Source organism: Pedobacter sp. SG908 (assembly GCF_011759615.1).
In the GTDB taxonomy this organism is placed as follows: domain Bacteria; phylum Bacteroidota; class Bacteroidia; order Sphingobacteriales; family Sphingobacteriaceae; genus Pedobacter; species Pedobacter riviphilus.
Window position 1 is genome coordinate 102,273 of record NZ_JAAOYY010000002.1, and the last position, 17,809, is coordinate 120,081.

Annotated in this window: 20 protein-coding genes; 7 read left to right on the plus strand and 13 right to left on the minus strand. The window is 38.2% G+C overall.

Going from position 1 to position 17,809, the window contains the following annotated elements; all coding sequences use genetic code 11:
* Window positions 1-17 precede the first annotated feature (17 nt).
* The gene (gene polA, locus FHT21_RS15415; RefSeq protein ID WP_167295675.1) at window positions 18-2,825 is read right to left on the minus strand and encodes a DNA polymerase I; all 2,808 of its coding nucleotides are present in this window, start codon (window positions 2,823-2,825) and stop codon (window positions 18-20) included.
* A gap of 95 nt (window positions 2,826-2,920) precedes the next feature.
* Window positions 2,921-3,676: a CPBP family glutamic-type intramembrane protease gene (locus FHT21_RS15420; RefSeq protein ID WP_167295676.1), complete on the minus strand. Its 756-nt coding sequence runs from the start codon at window positions 3,674-3,676 to the stop codon at window positions 2,921-2,923.
* Between FHT21_RS15420 and FHT21_RS15425 the strand changes: the two genes are divergently transcribed.
* Complete coding sequence (locus tag FHT21_RS15425) at window positions 3,677-4,357, plus strand: hypothetical protein (protein WP_167295677.1); 681 nt, start codon at window positions 3,677-3,679, stop codon at window positions 4,355-4,357.
* A 36-nt stretch (window positions 4,358-4,393) separates the two neighbouring features.
* Here the strand turns inward: FHT21_RS15425 and FHT21_RS15430 are convergent, their stop codons facing one another.
* From FHT21_RS15430 to FHT21_RS15445, 4 genes are all read right to left on the minus strand, one after another.
* Window positions 4,394-4,948, minus strand: a complete 555-nt coding sequence (locus tag FHT21_RS15430) for a GNAT family N-acetyltransferase (protein WP_167295678.1) — start codon at window positions 4,946-4,948, stop codon at window positions 4,394-4,396.
* Complete coding sequence (locus FHT21_RS15435; RefSeq protein WP_167295679.1) at window positions 4,936-5,523, minus strand: DNA-3-methyladenine glycosylase I; 588 nt, start codon at window positions 5,521-5,523, stop codon at window positions 4,936-4,938. The genes FHT21_RS15430 and FHT21_RS15435 overlap by 13 nt, the downstream gene beginning before the upstream one ends.
* Before the next feature lies 1 nt (window position 5,524).
* Complete coding sequence (locus tag FHT21_RS15440; RefSeq protein ID WP_167295680.1) at window positions 5,525-5,887, minus strand: four helix bundle protein; 363 nt, start codon at window positions 5,885-5,887, stop codon at window positions 5,525-5,527.
* Window positions 5,888-5,958: 71 nt separating this feature from the next.
* The gene (locus tag FHT21_RS15445) at window positions 5,959-6,300 is read right to left on the minus strand and encodes a carboxymuconolactone decarboxylase family protein (protein WP_167295681.1); all 342 of its coding nucleotides are present in this window, start codon (window positions 6,298-6,300) and stop codon (window positions 5,959-5,961) included.
* Between the two features lie 51 nt (window positions 6,301-6,351).
* Here FHT21_RS15445 and FHT21_RS15450 point away from each other — a divergent pair, with 51 nt between their 5' ends.
* Window positions 6,352-6,711 (plus strand): hypothetical protein, encoded by a 360-nt coding sequence (locus FHT21_RS15450; protein WP_167295682.1) that lies wholly within the window; start codon window positions 6,352-6,354, stop codon window positions 6,709-6,711.
* On the opposite strand, the gene FHT21_RS15455 is transcribed toward FHT21_RS15450, so the two are convergent.
* Both FHT21_RS15455 and trmB read right to left on the minus strand, forming a co-directional pair.
* Window positions 6,701-7,033: an MGMT family protein gene (locus FHT21_RS15455; RefSeq protein ID WP_167295683.1), complete on the minus strand. Its 333-nt coding sequence runs from the start codon at window positions 7,031-7,033 to the stop codon at window positions 6,701-6,703. The two genes, FHT21_RS15450 and FHT21_RS15455, sit on opposite strands and share 11 nt — an antisense overlap.
* Window positions 7,033-7,683 (minus strand): tRNA (guanosine(46)-N7)-methyltransferase TrmB, encoded by a 651-nt coding sequence (trmB, locus tag FHT21_RS15460; protein ID WP_167295684.1) that lies wholly within the window; start codon window positions 7,681-7,683, stop codon window positions 7,033-7,035. The genes FHT21_RS15455 and trmB overlap by 1 nt, the downstream gene beginning before the upstream one ends.
* Window positions 7,684-7,796: 113 nt before the next feature.
* Here trmB and FHT21_RS15465 point away from each other — a divergent pair, with 113 nt between their 5' ends.
* Together FHT21_RS15465 and FHT21_RS15470 are read left to right on the plus strand one after the other, a co-directional pair.
* Window positions 7,797-8,723, plus strand: coding sequence for a GDP-L-fucose synthase (locus FHT21_RS15465; RefSeq protein ID WP_167295685.1), 927 nt, complete (start codon window positions 7,797-7,799; stop codon window positions 8,721-8,723).
* Window positions 8,724-8,848: 125 nt separating this feature from the next.
* Entirely contained in the window at window positions 8,849-9,781 is a 933-nt protein-coding gene (locus tag FHT21_RS15470; RefSeq protein ID WP_167295686.1) for a hydrogen peroxide-inducible genes activator, read from the plus strand.
* A 164-nt stretch (window positions 9,782-9,945) separates the two neighbouring features.
* Here FHT21_RS15470 and FHT21_RS15475 read toward each other — a convergent pair whose 3' ends face one another.
* From FHT21_RS15475 to FHT21_RS15495, 5 genes are all read right to left on the minus strand, one after another.
* Window positions 9,946-10,170: a hypothetical protein gene (locus FHT21_RS15475; protein WP_167295687.1), complete on the minus strand. Its 225-nt coding sequence runs from the start codon at window positions 10,168-10,170 to the stop codon at window positions 9,946-9,948.
* Between the two features lie 48 nt (window positions 10,171-10,218).
* On the minus strand, window positions 10,219-10,680 hold the full coding sequence (locus FHT21_RS15480) for a hypothetical protein (protein ID WP_167295688.1): 462 nt from the start codon (window positions 10,678-10,680) through the stop codon (window positions 10,219-10,221).
* A gap of 98 nt (window positions 10,681-10,778) precedes the next feature.
* Window positions 10,779-11,387, minus strand: a complete 609-nt coding sequence (locus FHT21_RS15485; RefSeq protein WP_167295689.1) for a superoxide dismutase — start codon at window positions 11,385-11,387, stop codon at window positions 10,779-10,781.
* A 213-nt stretch (window positions 11,388-11,600) separates the two neighbouring features.
* Complete coding sequence (locus FHT21_RS15490; protein WP_167295690.1) at window positions 11,601-12,068, minus strand: nucleoside deaminase; 468 nt, start codon at window positions 12,066-12,068, stop codon at window positions 11,601-11,603.
* A gap of 213 nt (window positions 12,069-12,281) precedes the next feature.
* The gene (locus tag FHT21_RS15495) at window positions 12,282-12,617 is read right to left on the minus strand and encodes a tRNA-binding protein (protein WP_167295691.1); all 336 of its coding nucleotides are present in this window, start codon (window positions 12,615-12,617) and stop codon (window positions 12,282-12,284) included.
* A gap of 193 nt (window positions 12,618-12,810) precedes the next feature.
* On the opposite strand from FHT21_RS15495, the gene FHT21_RS15500 reads away from it, so the two are divergent.
* From FHT21_RS15500 to FHT21_RS15510, 3 genes are all read left to right on the plus strand, one after another.
* On the plus strand, window positions 12,811-14,295 hold the full coding sequence (locus tag FHT21_RS15500; protein ID WP_167295692.1) for an FGGY family carbohydrate kinase: 1,485 nt from the start codon (window positions 12,811-12,813) through the stop codon (window positions 14,293-14,295).
* Between the two features lie 73 nt (window positions 14,296-14,368).
* Window positions 14,369-15,700, plus strand: a complete 1,332-nt coding sequence (xylA, locus tag FHT21_RS15505; RefSeq protein ID WP_167295693.1) for a xylose isomerase — start codon at window positions 14,369-14,371, stop codon at window positions 15,698-15,700.
* Window positions 15,701-15,951: 251 nt separating this feature from the next.
* On the plus strand, window positions 15,952-17,619 hold the full coding sequence (locus FHT21_RS15510; RefSeq protein WP_167295694.1) for a sodium/sugar symporter: 1,668 nt from the start codon (window positions 15,952-15,954) through the stop codon (window positions 17,617-17,619).
* Window positions 17,620-17,809: the final 190 nt, after the last annotated feature.

Below are 17,809 nucleotides of genomic sequence, written 5' to 3' on the forward strand. Positions count from 1 at the left end.
ATGTATTTCATTATCCCTTAATGTGCAGCCAGCCAGTTTTCGCCCTCGCCAATTTCTACAACAATAGGCACGGTTAACTTAATGGCATTGGCCATTTTATCCTGAATAATTGCTTTCATGGCTTCTTTCTCAGATTTCAATACATCAAATACCAACTCATCATGCACCTGCATCGTCATGGTTGATTGCAAATGTTGCGCTTTCATTTCTTTATGGATATTAATCATCGCAATCTTGATCATATCGGCGGCAGAACCTTGAATTGGCGCGTTAATCGCATTTCTTTCCGCAAAACCTCTTACCGTTTGGTTGGCAGAGTTAATGTCTCTTAAATAACGTCTTCTACCCATTATCGTTTCTACAAATCCATTCTCACGCGCAAAATTCATGGTATCACTCATGTAACGTTTAATGCCCGGGTATTGTGCAAAATATTGTTCAATAATCTCAGCTGCCTCTTTACGCGGAATACCTAAGTTCTGCGATAAGCCAAAGGCAGATTGACCATAAATGATTCCGAAGTTAACCGCTTTGGCATTTCTACGTTGCGTTCCGTCTACTTCTTCGATACTTACACCATATACCTTAGCTGCTGTTGCGGTGTGGATATCAATCCCCTGGTTAAACGCATCGAGCATGTTCTCTTCCTTACTTATTTCGGCAATAATGCGTAATTCTATCTGCGAATAATCGGCTGATAACAATATATGGTTTTCATCCCTTGCGATAAAGGCTTTACGTACTTCTCTTCCGCGCTCAGTGCGGATCGGAATATTCTGTAAATTTGGGTTGTTAGAACTTAATCTTCCTGTTGCCGCAACGGCCTGATTGTAGGATGTATGCACCCTGCCCGTTTTAGGGTTAACCATTAATGGTAATGCATCTACATAGGTTGATTTAAGTTTCTGTAACTGGCGGAAATCTAAAATATCCTGTACAATATCACTCTTACTGGCTAATGCCAACAAAACATCTTCGCCAGTCTGATATTGACCCGTTTTAGTCTTTTTAGCTTTCGGATCGAGCTGAAGTTTATCAAATAAAACCTCTCCCAACTGCTTTGGCGAAGCCAGGTTAAATTTAAGCCCTGCTTTATCGTAAACATTCTGCTCAAACTTAATAATTTCAGTTTCGAGCTCTTTAGAGTAGGCCTTTAAGGTTTCGATATCAATGCGAACACCTTCTTTTTCTATATCAGCCAAAACATAAACTAAAGGGTTCTCAATTTCTTCTGCTAGTTTAGCGGCATTTAATTCTTTTAATTTTGGTTCGAAGATATGTGCCAGTTGTAGCGTCACATCTGCATCCTCGGCAGCATAATCTACCACATCAATTACCGGAACATCGCGCATGGTGCCCTGGTTTTTACCCTTTGCACCAATCAGTTTGGTAATCGAAATAGGAGAGTAACCGAGGTAATTTTCTGATAATACGTCCATACCATGGCGGGTATCGGGATCGATCAGATAGTGAGCAAGCATAGTATCGAAAAGTTTTCCTTTTACTTCCACACCATACCATTTCAGCACTAAAATGTCGTATTTGGTATTCTGACCAATTTTTTCGATTTCTTCATTTTCCAATACGATCTTAAATTCATCAACAATCGCCTGAGCTTCTTCTCTGTCCGCCGGAACCGGGATATAATAACCCGTGCCCGGTTTTATGGAGAAAGATAAACCAACCAAATCGGCCATGTTCGCATCGGTGCCCGTAGTTTCGGTATCAAATGAGATCCTTTTTTCGGCAAGCAATAATTTGATTAAATCGGCTCGTTGTTCAGCGGTATCAACCAACTGATAATCGTGTTCTGTATTTTCGATGGTTTTAGCCGGAAGCTTTTCTGCTGGTTCTTCTTCAAGTGTATTCGTATATTGAATGGCTTCCCCTGGCTGGTTACCGAATAAATCGGTCTGCGTACCTTCCTGAAAGCGTGCCGTCGTAACCGAAAATTCATCACCAAATACCCTGCGTCCCAAAGTCCTGAATTCTAATTCGGTAAACAAGGGTTCTAATAAATCTCGACTTGGATCGCAGAGCTCCAAACTAACTTCATCCAGTTCAACTGGTACATCCAATAAAATGGTAGCCAACTTTTTGGATATTAAACCCTGTTCTGCAAAATTTTCTACGTTTTCGCGTTGTTTGCCTTTTAATTCGTGTGAATTGGCAATAATGTTCTCCATGGAGCCATATTGCTTGATCAGAGCTTTTGCTGTTTTTTCTCCAATACCCGGAATGCCTGGGATATTATCTACCGCATCGCCCCATAAGCCTAAGATATCGATTACCTGTAATACATTTTCGATCTCCCATTTGGCCAAGACTTCTTTTACACCCAATATTTCCATATCGTTACCCATACGGGCAGGTTTGTAAATAAAAATATTTTCAGAAACCAATTGTGCAAAATCCTTATCAGGTGTCATACAGTAAACCTGGTAACCCTTTTGTTCTGCTTTTTTTGCCAGCGTACCAATAATATCATCGGCCTCGTAACCATCAGAAGTTATTACGGGGATATTGAAACCAGTAATCAATTTAATCACATAAGGCATTGCTGCAGCCAGATCTTCGGGCATGGCCTGGCGCTGTGCTTTATAGGCTTCGAAGGTGGTGTGCCTTTCTGTTGGTGCTTCAGTATCGAAAACCACTGCAATGTGTGTCGGTTTTTCTTTCTTCAGCACATCGAGCAAAGTATTGGTAAAGCCCATTACCGCCGATGTATTGATGCCAGTTGAGGTAAAACGAGGGTTTTTACTTAATGCAAAATGCGCCCTGTACATCAGCGCCATACCATCTAAGAGAAAGAGTTTTTTATTCATGTGATTACACCGATTTAATGATTACACCGACAAATAGATTTATCGGATGATAAAAGTAACCAAAGTTAAAGGTTTAGAAAAGATATAGTTTCAATTTAACAGAAAAAGACTGTTAATAATACGAGGATAAAATTAAAGAAGCCATGTAATAATATGGAATAGCCCAAGCCATATTTGACACGTATAAAACCAAGTGATATACCCGTAAATATTTGGGAGATAACGAATAGAATAAAAGCGGGATCGCTTAGTGTTAAACCTTTAATATTGCCTAAGTGTATTAAACCAAATATGATAGCAGAATAATAAAAGAGATAGCCAAATGATCTTTGCTGAAAAACCATTCTCTTGCGTATGTCTATCCTTTTAAAATATCCTGAAATAATTAATGCCACAAAAAGAAAAAATATATAAACAGGCCAGGTAAGAAAACTGCTCTTTATGAAGTAATTTGATATCAGGCCCAAGGTAAAACACACAAAGTATATTGGCAGATACTTCTTTCTCAGGTGCCATCTAAATAAAAATTCTTCTAATACTGGAGCCAAAATACAGACTAAAAGTAAGGTTACAGTTAACCCATACTTTTTCAGGATATCGATTTCCTGAACATATTCTTTAATAATTTTAAAATCTACTAGAATGCAATAGGTAGTTATTACTAAACCTGCAAATAATAGATCGAGTACGAGTAGCCATAACATATCTCTCCAAAGAGATTTATTATCTTTACTGAGTTTTAAAGGTTTTGGCTTTTTTAAGAATTGCCAAAATGCAGAGAGCGTTTGTATCATTCGTATATTGAATATTATTTTTGAATAACTTACGTTATATCCAGAGATTACTAACATATGAAGATTTTTAGCTTTTTTATTTTATTTTTTTCAATAATTATTACCGCTAATGCCCAAGATTTTATCGTTAAAAACAATGATGAAGTCATCCGTGGAACAATAAAGGGAACCGATTATTTTTCCGTTTTTATCAGTGCCAACGATGAGGCTGATGTGATTTTACCAGCAAAGGATATTAAAAACTTCTTTTGGAATGGTGATAGCTTTGTGAGCAAGGGCTTTGCAAATGGCCGCAACTTCGAATATCGTTTTGTTAAGGTAATTGAAATGGGAACGGTTAATCTTTATTCTTTTGGCGGAGGCACCTTAGTTCCTGAAGTAAAAGAGAAAAAAGTAAAATTCAGACCATCAATTGGCATCGGTACAGGAACTGGCGGTTATGGCGGAATGGGTATGGGCGGAGGCATTAGCATTGGCAGTGGACGTAATACTGCACCAGAAAGGCCAGCAGGTGCACCAGTTATCCGTTACTTCATTGAAAAACCAGGTGCTGGTCCTTTACAGGAAGTGCCGATGAAAGCAATAACCGAAGACACAAAAAAAGCTGAAGTTAAAAGTATTTTATTGCAAAAAATGGGCGACCAACCTGCTTTAAAAGCTAAAGTTGAAGCTGGAACTGATTTTAATAGCAGGGATGTAATTGAATGGGTTAAGGAATATAACGCGACAAAGAAATAGAATAAGGATTAACTGATTTCAGGATTGCAAGATCGTTTAACTAATATCTTCGCGCTTTAACTTTATATAAATGGCAAAACTGATAAGCTCATCGTTTTTAATTTCACAGTTCTCCATTGTTTTCTGATAATCAAAATCAAGTTTTTGCAGCACCTTTTTGCTGTTTTCATTTTGAGTTTCAACCACAGCCTCGATCTTTGTTAAGCCTAATTTCTCAAAGGCATAATTGCAAACGGGATTTGCTACTTCTTTAATGATGCCTTTTCCCCAATGTTCGGGCAACAGCCAAAAACCGATTTCAGCTTTTTGATCCGTTTTACTTAAATCATTAAACCCTATGGCGCCTAAGAGACTAAGATTTTCTTTATCGCAGATTGCCCACCAAATACCTGTTTCATTTTTTTGAAGGTCATTGAACCAGATCAATTGCTCATTGGTTTCCTCTAGGCTAGAATAGCGCACACCGTAATAAAGGATCACATCCGGATGAGATAATCCTTCAAAAACAAATGTTAGATCGCCAGAACAAAATTGCCTTAATAAAAATCTATTCGTATGTATTGTCGCTGAAGCAAACCTTACCTTGCGCAACAGTTTAATAAGTGGTCATTCACCATTCCGGTTGCCTGCATATGGGCATAGCAGATAGTGGTGCCAAAAAATTTGAAACCCCGTTTTTTCATGTCTTTACTGATCTGATCAGAAAGTTCGGTTCTTGGCGGCACATCACCCATTTTTTCGATGTGATTTTTAATCGGTTTACCACCCGGAACAAAACCCCACATGTATTTAGAGAAACTGCCAAATTCTTTCTGAATTTCGATAAATAGCTTGGCATTCGTGATTGCGCCGTTAACTTTTAAACGGTTGCGGATAATGCCTTCATCGTTCATTAACCTTTCTACATCTTTTTCTGTAAAAGCAGCTACTTTATTAACATCAAAATTGGCAAAAGCTTTACGGTAGTTTTCCCGTCTTCGAAGGATAGTGATCCAGCTTAAACCTGCCTGGGCGCCTTCGAGTATTAAAAATTCGAATAAAATTTTATCATCATAAACAGGCTTTCCCCATTCTTCATCATGATATTTGATGTAAAGTGGATCGGAGCCAGCCCAGCTGCAGCGGATTGTTAAGTCCTCAGTCTTGAGTCCAGAGTCTTGAGTCATATTATGCGAATTTTGCAGGATTGTTAATTATAAAGTTTAATAATTTGCTTATCTCTTCACATTGACTATCCAAGTGATTGAATTTTTCCTCAGAAATATAGTTACATGCAAGCGCTACATCTAACCAAACTTGCGTTTCACCATTTTCCATATCGGCGTCTGATAATTTGCTGATGAAATGATTTGGATACCTTCTTTTTTTATAAGCTTCACCTATACTGCTACAAACAGACCTAGAAGATCTGCGAATTTGGTCTACCAAGCTATATTGCTCAGATTTGGGAAATTCTTTTGTTAACATAAAGATATCCATCAACAGAGAAAATCCTTTTTTATAAACCATTAGTTCTCTAAACTTCCCCATAGTTTTTTAAAACTAATATAACAATTTGAGAGCAGAATAAAGACTCTAGACTGAGGACTTAAGACTCGGGACTAAGCATTCAACTCATCCCAATACTCCACCGCTCTCCTATAATGTGGAATTACAATACTACCACCCACGAGATTGGCGATCATGAAAATTTCGTTCATCTCATCGTGGCTTACACCAGCATCGAAACATTTGCCCAAATGGTATTTAATACAATCATCACAGCGCAAAACCATCGAGGCTACCAAACCTAACATCTCTTTCGTTTTAACATCTAAGGCTCCGTCTGCATAGGAAGTTGTATCGAGCGCAAAAAAACGTTTAATATTTGTATTTGCCGTTTCCATTATCCTATCGTTCATTTTTTCACGATAGCCATTAAATTCTTCTACAAGCTTTCCCATATTTTAAAATCTTTTTTAACTGTTATTTGTTAGGGATATAAACATTTGATTATGAAAATGATATCTCCAAAATTTCATGCCGTTTTAGATTACCTATTAGTCATGCTTTTATTGGCTTCACCTGATGTTTTTGGTCTTTCTAAAACCGCTTCAACACTGGCTTATGCACTGGGTATCATTCATTTTTTATTAACAATAAGCACTAATTTTAGCGGAGGTATTTTTAAAATCATTAATCTTAAACTTCACGGCCTGATCGAATTTTTCGTCAGTGTTATTCTAGTTATTTTAGCGTTTACGCTTTTTAAGGGAAATTTAGTAGATGAAATTTTCTACGCCTGCTTAGGCTTATTGATTCTGATTATTTTTACCCTTACTGATTATAAACGAAGTTTACCTGTTATATTATAATTTCTTCCAGCGGATTCCAGAATATCTTTTTAAAGTTTACCACCTTGTCGTTCTTCACTTCCACACCTTCTTTCCTCAACAGCTCCTCCATCAATTCGGGCGGTTTGAAATGAAACTTTCCGGTTAGCAAGCCACTACTGTTTACTACCCTATGTGCAGGCACACTAGGATGTGCTGTTCCGGCATAAAGCATGGCATGCCCTACCATTCTTGACGATTTTGCTGCTCCCAAACTTTTGGCGATAGCGCCATAAGAAGTAACCCTTCCTTTCGGAATTAACCGGGCAATCTCATAAACCTGCTCATAAAAGTTGGTATCCATTATTCAAAAGAAAATTGAATATAATTAATATTTTTATCGTGCAACAAGTATTTTTTCTCATAGTAGGTTTTGATCGACAATACTTCATCAACCAGTTCAGATGTATACAGATGATCGGTGTTTTTATGTACAGGCAAGCCCAATTCTGCCACCTTTTCGCAAGTATAAGTATACAGTTGGTCGTTGTCCGTTTTTAAATTAACATTGCCACCTGGCCTTAAAACAAGTTTATAACGGTTCAGGAATGCCGGAAAAGTCAGACGTTTTTTCTCACGACTATCCTGTGGTTGCGGATCGGGGAAAGTGATCCAGATCTCATCAATTTCTCCTTCGTTGAAATAATCCAGTAAGTTTTCAATCTGGATTCTTAAAAAAGCCACATTATCAATCCCATCTTCAATGGCCGTTTTGGCCCCGCGCCAAATGCGGTTACCTTTATAATCAACGCCTATAAAATTCTTCTCCGGGAATAACCTGGCCAGATTTACCGAATATTCGCCTTTTCCACATGCCAGTTCGAGCACAATTGGATTCGTATTTTTAAAATGTGCTGAAGCCCAGTTTCCCTTTAAAGCTTTTCCTTGTTCTAATTGATATACGTTTGCAAATGTTTCAATTTCTGCAAAACGCCTAAGTTTATCTTTACCCAAAAGTTTTTTTTCTGCAAAAATACAATTAAATCAATAATCGAAGTTTCTTTTGCCATAAAGATTAATGTCATTCTTGCATAGGAATCGTATTTTTGTAACCTTATAAAAATACCGTGAAAAAAAACGCTAAAATATATGTTGCAGGTCATCGTGGTATGGTGGGTTCGGCCATTTACCGTAAACTGCAAAAAGAGGGTTACGAAAATATCATTACCAAAACGTCAGCAGAACTTGATCTGCGCAACCAGCAGGCCGTTACCGATTTCTTTGCAAAAGAAAAACCGGATTATGTGTTTCTTGCCGCAGCAAAAGTTGGTGGCATTATAGCCAACAATACATACAGGGCCGACTTTCTTTACGAGAACTTAGCCATACAAAATAACGTGATCCACAATGCTTATGTAAATGGCGTTAAGAAACTCATGTTTCTGGGGTCGAGCTGTATTTACCCTAAAATGGCTCCGCAACCTTTAAAAGAAGATTACCTTTTAACCGGAACTTTGGAGCACACCAACGAACCTTATGCCATTGCAAAAATTGCAGGAATTAAAATGTGTGATGCTTACCGCGATCAGTATGGCTGTAATTTCATCTCGGTTATGCCCACAAATCTATATGGTTTTAACGATAACTATCACCCCCAAAATTCGCATGTTTTACCAGCTTTGATCCGTAAGGTGCACGAAGCAAAAGCAAATAACGAAAAAGAGATTGTAGTTTGGGGATCAGGATCGCCTATGCGCGAATTTTTGTTTGCAGATGATCTGGCAGACGCCTGTTATTTTCTGATGCAAAACTATAACGAACCACATTTAATCAACGTAGGCACCGGACACGATTTGACCATTAAAGATTTAGCTTTATTAATCAAAGATGTATTAGGCTTTGAAGGTGAATTGGTATTCGATGCCAGCAAACCAGACGGAACGCCCCGTAAATTGATGGATGTAAGCAAACTGCACAGTTTAGGTTGGAAGCACAAAATCGAATTACCTGAGGGCATTGCTTTGGCTTATCAGGATTTCGAAAGCAGATATTAAATAATGATTGAATGAGAGAATAATTTTTATGCAGCTAGCCATTTCTCTCATTCAAAATTCCGTCATTCGTTAATTTATCATAGCTAAAATTTATATATTTGTTTTGATAAATAAATTTTAACTATATGACTTTAGTTCAGCTAGAATATATCGTTGCTGTAGATACTTACAGAAGTTTTGTTACCGCTGCAGATAAATGTTTTGTAACGCAACCTACCTTAAGCATGCAGGTACAAAAACTGGAGGAGTTGATTAGCGTTAAAATTTTCGACAGAAGCAAACAGCCAGTAAGTCCTACTGAAATTGGCGCCCAGATTATTGCTCAGGCCAGAATCATTTTACAAGAAAGCGGAAAAATAAAAGAGCTGATCAGCAGTCAGCAACAGGATGTTTTAGGTGAGCTAAGAATAGGTGTAATCCCAACTGTTGCACCGTACCTGCTGCCTGAAGTAATTTCGGCCATGCTGGATAAATATCCCGAATTAAAACTTTTAATCTGGGAGTATACCACAGAAGACATTATTCACCATTTAAAAACAGGCGTACTCGATTGCGGGATTTTAGCCACCCCACTTACCGACCCGAACATTACTGAAACCCCTTTATATTACGAAAACTTTGTAAGCTACATCAGTAAAAACAGCAAGCTTTATAAAAAGAAAGCCGTTGATGCAGAAGACCTAAACGATGAAAACATCTGGCTTTTGAACGAAGGTCATTGTATGCGCAATCAGGTACTGAATATTTGCCGCTCTACAAAAAACAACAGATTACAGGGGCTGGAATACAATACAGGCAGCGTAGAAACCTTAGTGCGTATGGTTGATTTAAATGGAGGTGCAACATTACTCCCTGAGTTGGCCATAGCAGAATTAAATGCAAAACAGACCAATAAAGTTCGTCATTTTAAATCGCCTGAGCCCGTGCGCGAGATCAGCCTGGTAACACATAAAAACTTCATCAAAAAAAGGATGCTCAATGCTTTAAAAGATGAGATTTTAGAAATTATCCCAAAAACGATGAAACAAAAAAAGAAAAAAGATATTGTTGGGATATAAATCATCTTGAGAAGTTTAAAAGGGCGAAGCGATAGAAAAACTTCGAAAGCTTTAATATGGTTGTCAATTGCGGGAAGGCTCTTTCAGCCGACGAAGCAGTCTTACAACGATCGCTAGAAGCATGCGCATTAAGATTGCGTGTACCTCATTTAAACTTCATGAAGTTACTCACGATCTTTATCTACATGATCAGCCAGCTTATAGCCTGCAGCAGCGGGATTTTTATCTTCTAAAAAGATCAAAATAATTAATGAAATAATGGGGATTAAAAAGGAAATGAAAAACCAGAACCAAAAATTCCGGCCTGTTCGCTTTGCCAAAAAACCTGCAAGTAACTGTGGCGATAATAGTAGTCCGAGTACAATAGTGCCTAAGATAATCTCTGGCATTTGTTATTGATTTAATTGATTACAAAACCACTGATTTGCTTAATAATACTACTGATTTTGTTTTTCTACAGGAGGTGCAGATAGCAATCCTTTAATATCGCTTTCCACTTCTTCTTCTTCGCCTTTTTTCTTTTTCTTGTTTTTAGCTTTTAAGCCTTTACCGCTTAAACGTTCCTCAATAATTTTATCATATTCGGTTTGTTGCTCTGGCCTTAAAACATTGCGGATATTTTTTGAGGTTTCGTTCTGGAGTTTATAGAATTTATCTACATCCTCTTCGCGCGAGTTGCCTGCCTGTTGTCTTTTAATTAAATCAGCCTGCTCTTTCGCCTGGTTATAGGTAAAGCTGTAGATTACGCTTTTTTGCGTCCCATTAAGTTTTAATCGCTTATCCAGATCCTCCACATTCTTCTGTGCAATTTCTGTTGGAGTAGGTACTTTATTCTGTTGTGCACGTACTAATCCATTTGCACCAACAATAATTAAAAATAAAATTACAAGCCTTTTCATTCCGAACATTTTATATCTGCGAAGTTACTTAATTATCTTAAAACAAGAAAGTCCCGATTTGCATCGGGACTTCTCTTAAATTTTATTTAATGTTTAGCTTATAAAGCTTTTTTGTAAAGCTCAGCAACTGCATCCCAGTTAATTACATTCCAAATGGCCGCTAAATAATCAGGGCGTTTGTTCTGGTATTTTAAGTAATAAGCGTGCTCCCAAACATCGATACCTAAAATTGGTGTGCCTTTTACCTCAGCAATATCCATTAAAGGATTATCCTGGTTTGGTGTAGAAGAAACTTGAAGTTTTTTATCAGCACCTACTGATAACCAAGCCCAACCAGAACCAAAACGGGTAGCACCGGCTTCTTGTAATTTAGTTTTAAGCTCAGCAAACGAACCAAAAGTTTCGTTAATGGCCTTAGCTAAATCGCCAGTTGGCTCACCTCCCTTATTTGGACCTAAAATGTTCCAGAATAAAGAGTGATTATAATGTCCACCGCCATTGTTTCTTACAGCAGCAGGGAATTTTGAAATGTGTTTTACAATTTCCTCGATGCTTGAAGTCGCCTCTGGCTTACCTTCTAAAGCTTTGTTTAAGTTGGTAACGTAAGCCTGATGGTGTTTATCATGGTGGATTTCCATGGTAGTTTTATCAATATGCGGTTCTAATGCATCGGTTGCGTAATGTAACGCAGGTAATTCAAAAGCCATAATGTTTTATGTTTAAAGATTTAAAAATGTTTCTTGTAGCAAATATAACATTAGAACGTTAAGATTTGTTCATGTTATTATCATCAAATCGTTTTCTGTAAGAAGTTGTAAAGCCAGAAGGGTTGAAAAGTTGTAAGGTTCAGGCCGGTAAGTCTGAAAAAAAAGATTCATGGCTCATGGTTTGATTGCCTAATATGCAACCATCAACTCAACCTATCTCTTCTTCGCAAAAAATCCCTTCATTAACGCTCCGCACTCCTCTGCCATTACACCGCCTTTTAATATTGTTTTGGGATGGAGCAGGTTTGCATTTTTAGAGATAAATCCTCTTTTCTCTTCTCTAGCGCCATACACAATGCGGCCAATTTGTGTCCAATAACTTGCACCGGCACACATTACACAAGGCTCGATGGTTACATATAAAGTACAATCCCTTAAATATTTCCCTCCAATGGTTTGCGCAGCAGAGGTAAAAGCCTGCATTTCGGCATGTGCTGTTACATCATTAAAGCGTTCAGTTAAATTGTAACCACGGCCAATAATCCTGTTTTTACTTACTACTATAGCGCCTATCGGAATTTCATCATCAGCCAAAGCTTTTTTTGCTTCTTCCAAAGCCAGTTTCATATAATGGATGTCTTCTTCTTCGGGATCCGTATTTTCGAAATTGTAAAAACTCATGGAGCAAATATAGGGTATAGTTCAGTAGTTTTGCCCCTCATATGTGTTGTAAACTTCCAGAGTGAGATTGATTTTGAAGCGCAATGCGAGTGCCAATCGGCTACTGTATTCCTGCTTTGCATTTCAAGTCCGCCCTCATTCCTCGCTTGCATGCTTCCCACTTCAATCAGGGCTATTGGCGTCGAGCCTCAGCTAAAACACTTCAGAAATCGGCTAAATCAACTTACTTCCATTAGGCACTTTACTTTGCACAGCTGTTAATACGATATCGCCGTTTTCATCAGCAAAACCGGTAACTAAAAATTCGGACATAAATTTTCCGATCTGTTTTTTAGGAAAGTTAATCACCCCAACAATCTGTTTTCCGGGTAATTCGTCCAATGTATAATGTTTGGTAATTTGCGCGCTGCTCATTTTAATGCCGAATTCGCCAAAATCTACCTTTACTTTATATGCCGGTCTTCGGGCTTCAGGAAATTCGAAGGCCTCTAAAATGGTCCCCACCCTTAATTCTACCTTTTCGAAATCATTCCAGGTAATCTCTTCCATAGCTTAATTTTAATGTATAGACAGCAAAAATATAAATTATTAAATAATTCGGGTATAGCTTAAATTAGCACGAACATGCAATTCAACCGATTGCATTAAAAGAATAGATTTTACAAAAAATTTGCGTTTTATCTTTTAACCACTATCTTTATGCAACCGTTTGCATAGCCAAATATTAAAATAATTTAAAACGATGTATTTATTAGGGATTGATTTAGGTACCTCATCTATAAAGGTCGCAGTTGTTGATGCAACCACACAAAGAAACATAGCCACCGCTCAGTATCCAGAGGAGGAAACAGCCATCAAATCTTTGCAGTCCGGCTGGGCAGAACAATCCCCTAACGATTGGTGGCAAAATGTTCAACAGGCCATTCTCAAATTAAATTCGACAGGCCTTTTTGATCCTAAAGAAATTAAAGCCATTGGTATTGCGTACCAAATGCACGGATTGGTTATTGTAGATAAAAACCAGCAGGTGCTCCGCGATAGTATTATCTGGTGCGATAGCAGAGCGGTTGAACTAGGCAATAGCGCTTTTGAGGCGATTGGGCACGAAAAATCGTTAAAACATTTATTAAACTCTCCCGGAAATTTTACGGCGTCAAAACTGGCCTGGGTAAAAGCGAACGAGCCAGACATCTATAGTCAAATTGACAAGATAATGCTACCTGGCGATTTCATTGCGATGAAATTAACCGGAGAAATTACAACAAGTATTTCTGCATTATCTGAAGGCATTTTCTGGGATTTTGAAAACCACGAAATTTCTAAAGATGTAATGGATTATTATGGTATTTCGGACAACCTTATCCCAACGGTGAAACCCTTATTTTCAGAACATGGTTATTTAAATGCAGATATTGCACATGCTTTGGCTCTACCAATCGGAATTCCAATTGCGTATAAATCTGGCGATCAGCCGAACAATGCGCTTTCTTTAAATGTATTAAAACCCGGAGAGGTTGCCGCCACTGCCGGAACATCGGGAGTGATTTACGGCGTAAGCGACGGGCTTACTTACGATAAACAATCGAGAGTAAATACCTTTGCGCACGTCACCTATTCGGAGGAAAAAAAACATACTGGCGTTCTACTTTGTATCAATGGTACCGGTAGTATGTACCGTTGGGCAAAACATAATTTCGCACCACAATCTACCTATACCGAGCTGAATACACTGGCATCTAAAGCACCAATAGGTAGCAAGGGTTTAAAAGTGCTTCCGTTTGGAAACGGTGCCGAAAGGATGTTAAACAACAAATATACCGGAGCTCAATTATTAGGCATTGATTTAAACCTCCACAATCAATCAGACATCTTCAGAGCGGTACAAGAAGGGATTGCTTTTTCTTTCCGTTATGGATTGGATATTATGCGAGAAAATGGCATGCAGCCTAAAGTAATCCGGGCCGGAAGGGCCAACCTTTTTTTAAGTGATGTATTTGCACAAACTTTTGTAGACGTTACAGGCATTCCGGTGGAACTTTACGAAAACGATGGTAGTGTAGGTGCAGCATTAGGTGCAGGTATAGGTGCCAGAATTTTTAAAAGTGAAGAAGAAGCTTTTAGCAACCACCAAGTAATTAATACTTTAACACCACAGCATTCAGCTGTATATGAAGCAATCTATCAGGATTGGAAAGAAATATTAGAAAAACAATTAGCAATTGGTTAATGGTTGATAGTCCATAGTGAGATCTACTATGAACTATTGACCAATAGACCATCAACCAAAAAAAACAAAAAACATGACAAAAGTAGTAACAGGAGCAAAAGAATTTTTCAAAGGCATTGAGCAAATCAAGTTTGAAGGTCTGGAAAGCGATAATCCATTAGCATTTAGATGGTATGATGCCAACAAAGTAGTAGCGGGCAAAACCATGAACGAACATTTTAAGTTTGCTTGTGCTTATTGGCACTCATTTAATGGTAATGGTGCCGATCCATTTGGAGGCGCAACGCACATTTTCCCTTGGGATGAAAAAAAAGATGCAGTAGAAAGGGCAAAAGATAAAATGGATGCAGCCTTCGAATTTATTACCAAAATGCAGATCCCTTATTATTGTTTCCATGATGTGGATGTGGTAGATTATAGCGACGATATTGCCGAAAACGAACGCAGGTTACAGGCTCTTGTTGAATATGCCAAACAAAAACAAGCAGATAGCGGCGTAAAACTGTTATGGGGAACAGCCAATTTATTTAGCCACAAGCGCTACATGAATGGTGCATCTACCAATCCTGATTTTCATGTGCTGGCACATGGGGCCGCCCAGGTTAAAGCAGCTTTAGACGCTACCATTGCCCTTGGTGGCGAAAATTATGTTTTCTGGGGAGGAAGAGAAGGCTATATGAGCTTATTGAATACCAACATGAAACGTGAGCAGGAGCATTTGGCCAAATTCTTACATGCCGCTAAAGATTATGCGCGCAAACAAGGTTTCAAAGGAACATTCTTCATTGAACCAAAACCTTGCGAACCTTCTAAACATCAATATGATTACGATGCTGCAACAGTAAAAGGCTTTTTACAACAATACGATCTGTTGGCCGATTTCAAATTAAATTTAGAAGTTAACCACGCTACTTTGGCTGGTCATACTTTCCAGCATGAATTACAGGTTGCTGTAGATAATGGTTTATTAGGATCTATCGACGCTAACCGTGGCGATTATCAGAATGGCTGGGATACTGATCAGTTCCCTAATGATATTAACGAACTAACGGAAACTATGTTAATCATTTTAGAGGGTGGCGGCTTACAAGGCGGAGGCGTAAACTTCGATGCGAAAATCCGCCGTAACTCAACTGATCCTAAAGACTTGTTCTATGCGCATATTGGCGGCATGGATATCTTTGCAAGGGCATTAATCACGGCAGATGCCATTCTTCAAAAATCAGATTACAAAAAAGTAAGGGCAGACCGTTATGCTTCATTTGATAGTGGAAAAGGTGCCGAATTTGAACAAGGCAAACTAAGTTTAGAAGATTTAAGGAACTACGCTGCAGAAAATGGCGAACCAGAGGTACGCAGCGGGAAGCAAGAATATCTGGAAAACTTAATTAACAGGTATATTTAAAATTAATTTTCCCTGGTTTGTGAAGGCACAGGCCAGGGATGATACATACTTTATTTCAACAAATCTCAAAAATTTCTCCGTTCTGCTGCAATGCAGTTGAAATGACGATGAACTTAATCTATCTTAGCTTAATAACCTTGAAATTAAGATGGACGAATTAATAAACGTCACTTTAACATTTTTTAATTCAAAAAAAGCGGAGATTAATTTATGATTTTGCTACATTTAGATTTCTAAACCAAATAACTTAAATGAAAGTCACAGATTACATTATTTTTCTAGCCTACTTTGCCATTGTGGCAATTTACGGTTTTTGGATTTACCACCGTAAAAAACAAAAGCAGATGAGCAGCAAGGATTATTTTCTTGCGGAAGGTTCACTTACCTGGTGGGCAATTGGCACATCCTTAATTGCCTCGAACATTAGTGCCGAGCAATTTGTAGCCATGAGTGGCGATGGATTTAAAATGGGACTAGCCATTTCTACTTACGAATGGATGGCAGCTGCAACATTGGTAATTGTAGCTACATTTTTTATTCCCGTATATCTTAAAAATAAGATCTACACCATGCCACAATTTTTAAGTCAACGTTACAACGGCACCGTAGCCATGATTATGGCTGTGTTTTGGTTGTTATTGTATGTTGTAGTAAACCTAACCTCTATCTTGTACCTGGGTGCCCTAGCTGTAAGCAGTATTTCGGGTATTGGCTTTTGGTATTGTATGATGGGTCTAGCTATTTTTGCTGTAATTATAGCATTAGGTGGTATGAAAGTAATTGGTTACACGGATGTAATCCAGGTAGCGTTTTTAATTTTCGGCGGTTTAGCAACGACTTATTTAGCACTTAATTTAGTTAGCGATCATTTTGGCGGCCATGGCGTATTAGATGGTTTATCGTTCTTAAGAGAAAAAGCACCAGATCATTTCCACATGATATTTAAGAAAGACAGTGCCAATTACGCATCATTACCTGGTATGACGGTACTGCTCGGCGGGATGTGGATAGTAAACTTAAACTATTGGGGCTGTAACCAATACATTACCCAGCGTGCTTTAGGTGCTGATCTAAAAACAGCCAGAGCAGGTATTTTATTTGCTGCCTTTTTAAAGCTGCTAATGCCACTAATTGTAGTTTTGCCAGGTATTGCAGTATATATGTTGTATCAGGAAAAAACAGGTATTGATGTAAACTCAATGATGCCTGGAGGAGAGCTTCGCCCGGATAGGGCTTACCCTACTTTATTGAGTATCTTACCAACAGGGTTAAAAGGTTTATCTTTTGCAGCATTAACCGCAGCGATTGTTGCTTCATTAGCTGGTAAAATTAATAGTATCTCTACCATTTTTACTTTAGATATTTTTAAGAAACACATTAATTTAGAAGCCAGTGAGAAAAAACTGGTAAGTACCGGACGCGTAGTGGTAATTGTTGCCATGGCTATTGCTATCGGTATTTCGCCCTTCTTAGGTATCGATAAAAAAGGCGGTTTCGAATTTATTCAGGAGTATACAGGTTTTGTGAGTCCTGGTATTTTTGCCATGTTTATATTGGGCTTCTTCTGGAAAAAAACTACTTCAAATGCAGCCCTGTTTGCTACTGTTGGTGGATTTGGTTTATCAGTATTGTTAAAATTCTTGCCGGGAATGATGGATTTATCTTTCCTTCACAATTTTGGATTCTCGGTGGCCAATGCAGATGGAATCTACGAAATACCTTTCTTAGATAGGATGGGCATTGTATTCGTAATATGTATTGTAGTAATGTTTGCCATTAGTATGTTCGAAAACAGCAAAGGCGATAAATCTAATGGTTTAGAAGTCGATTCGAGCATGTTTAAAGTTCATCCTTCGTTTGCCGTTGGATCGCTGATTGTGTTCGGAATTTTAGTTGCACTTTACTCTACTTTCTGGTAAAATTAAAAATCAAGAATATATAAAAGGCTCGCAATGAAAGTTGCGAGCTTTTTTGTTTATCTACTGGCTGTGTTACCAACAACCCAATTAGTTAAAAGCTGTTTTTGCTAGCGAGAACATCCATCAATCTGTAAAGACATTGCGATTAACGCTACAACAGGATAGGCAGAAAAGAATTTGAAGGCGCAGC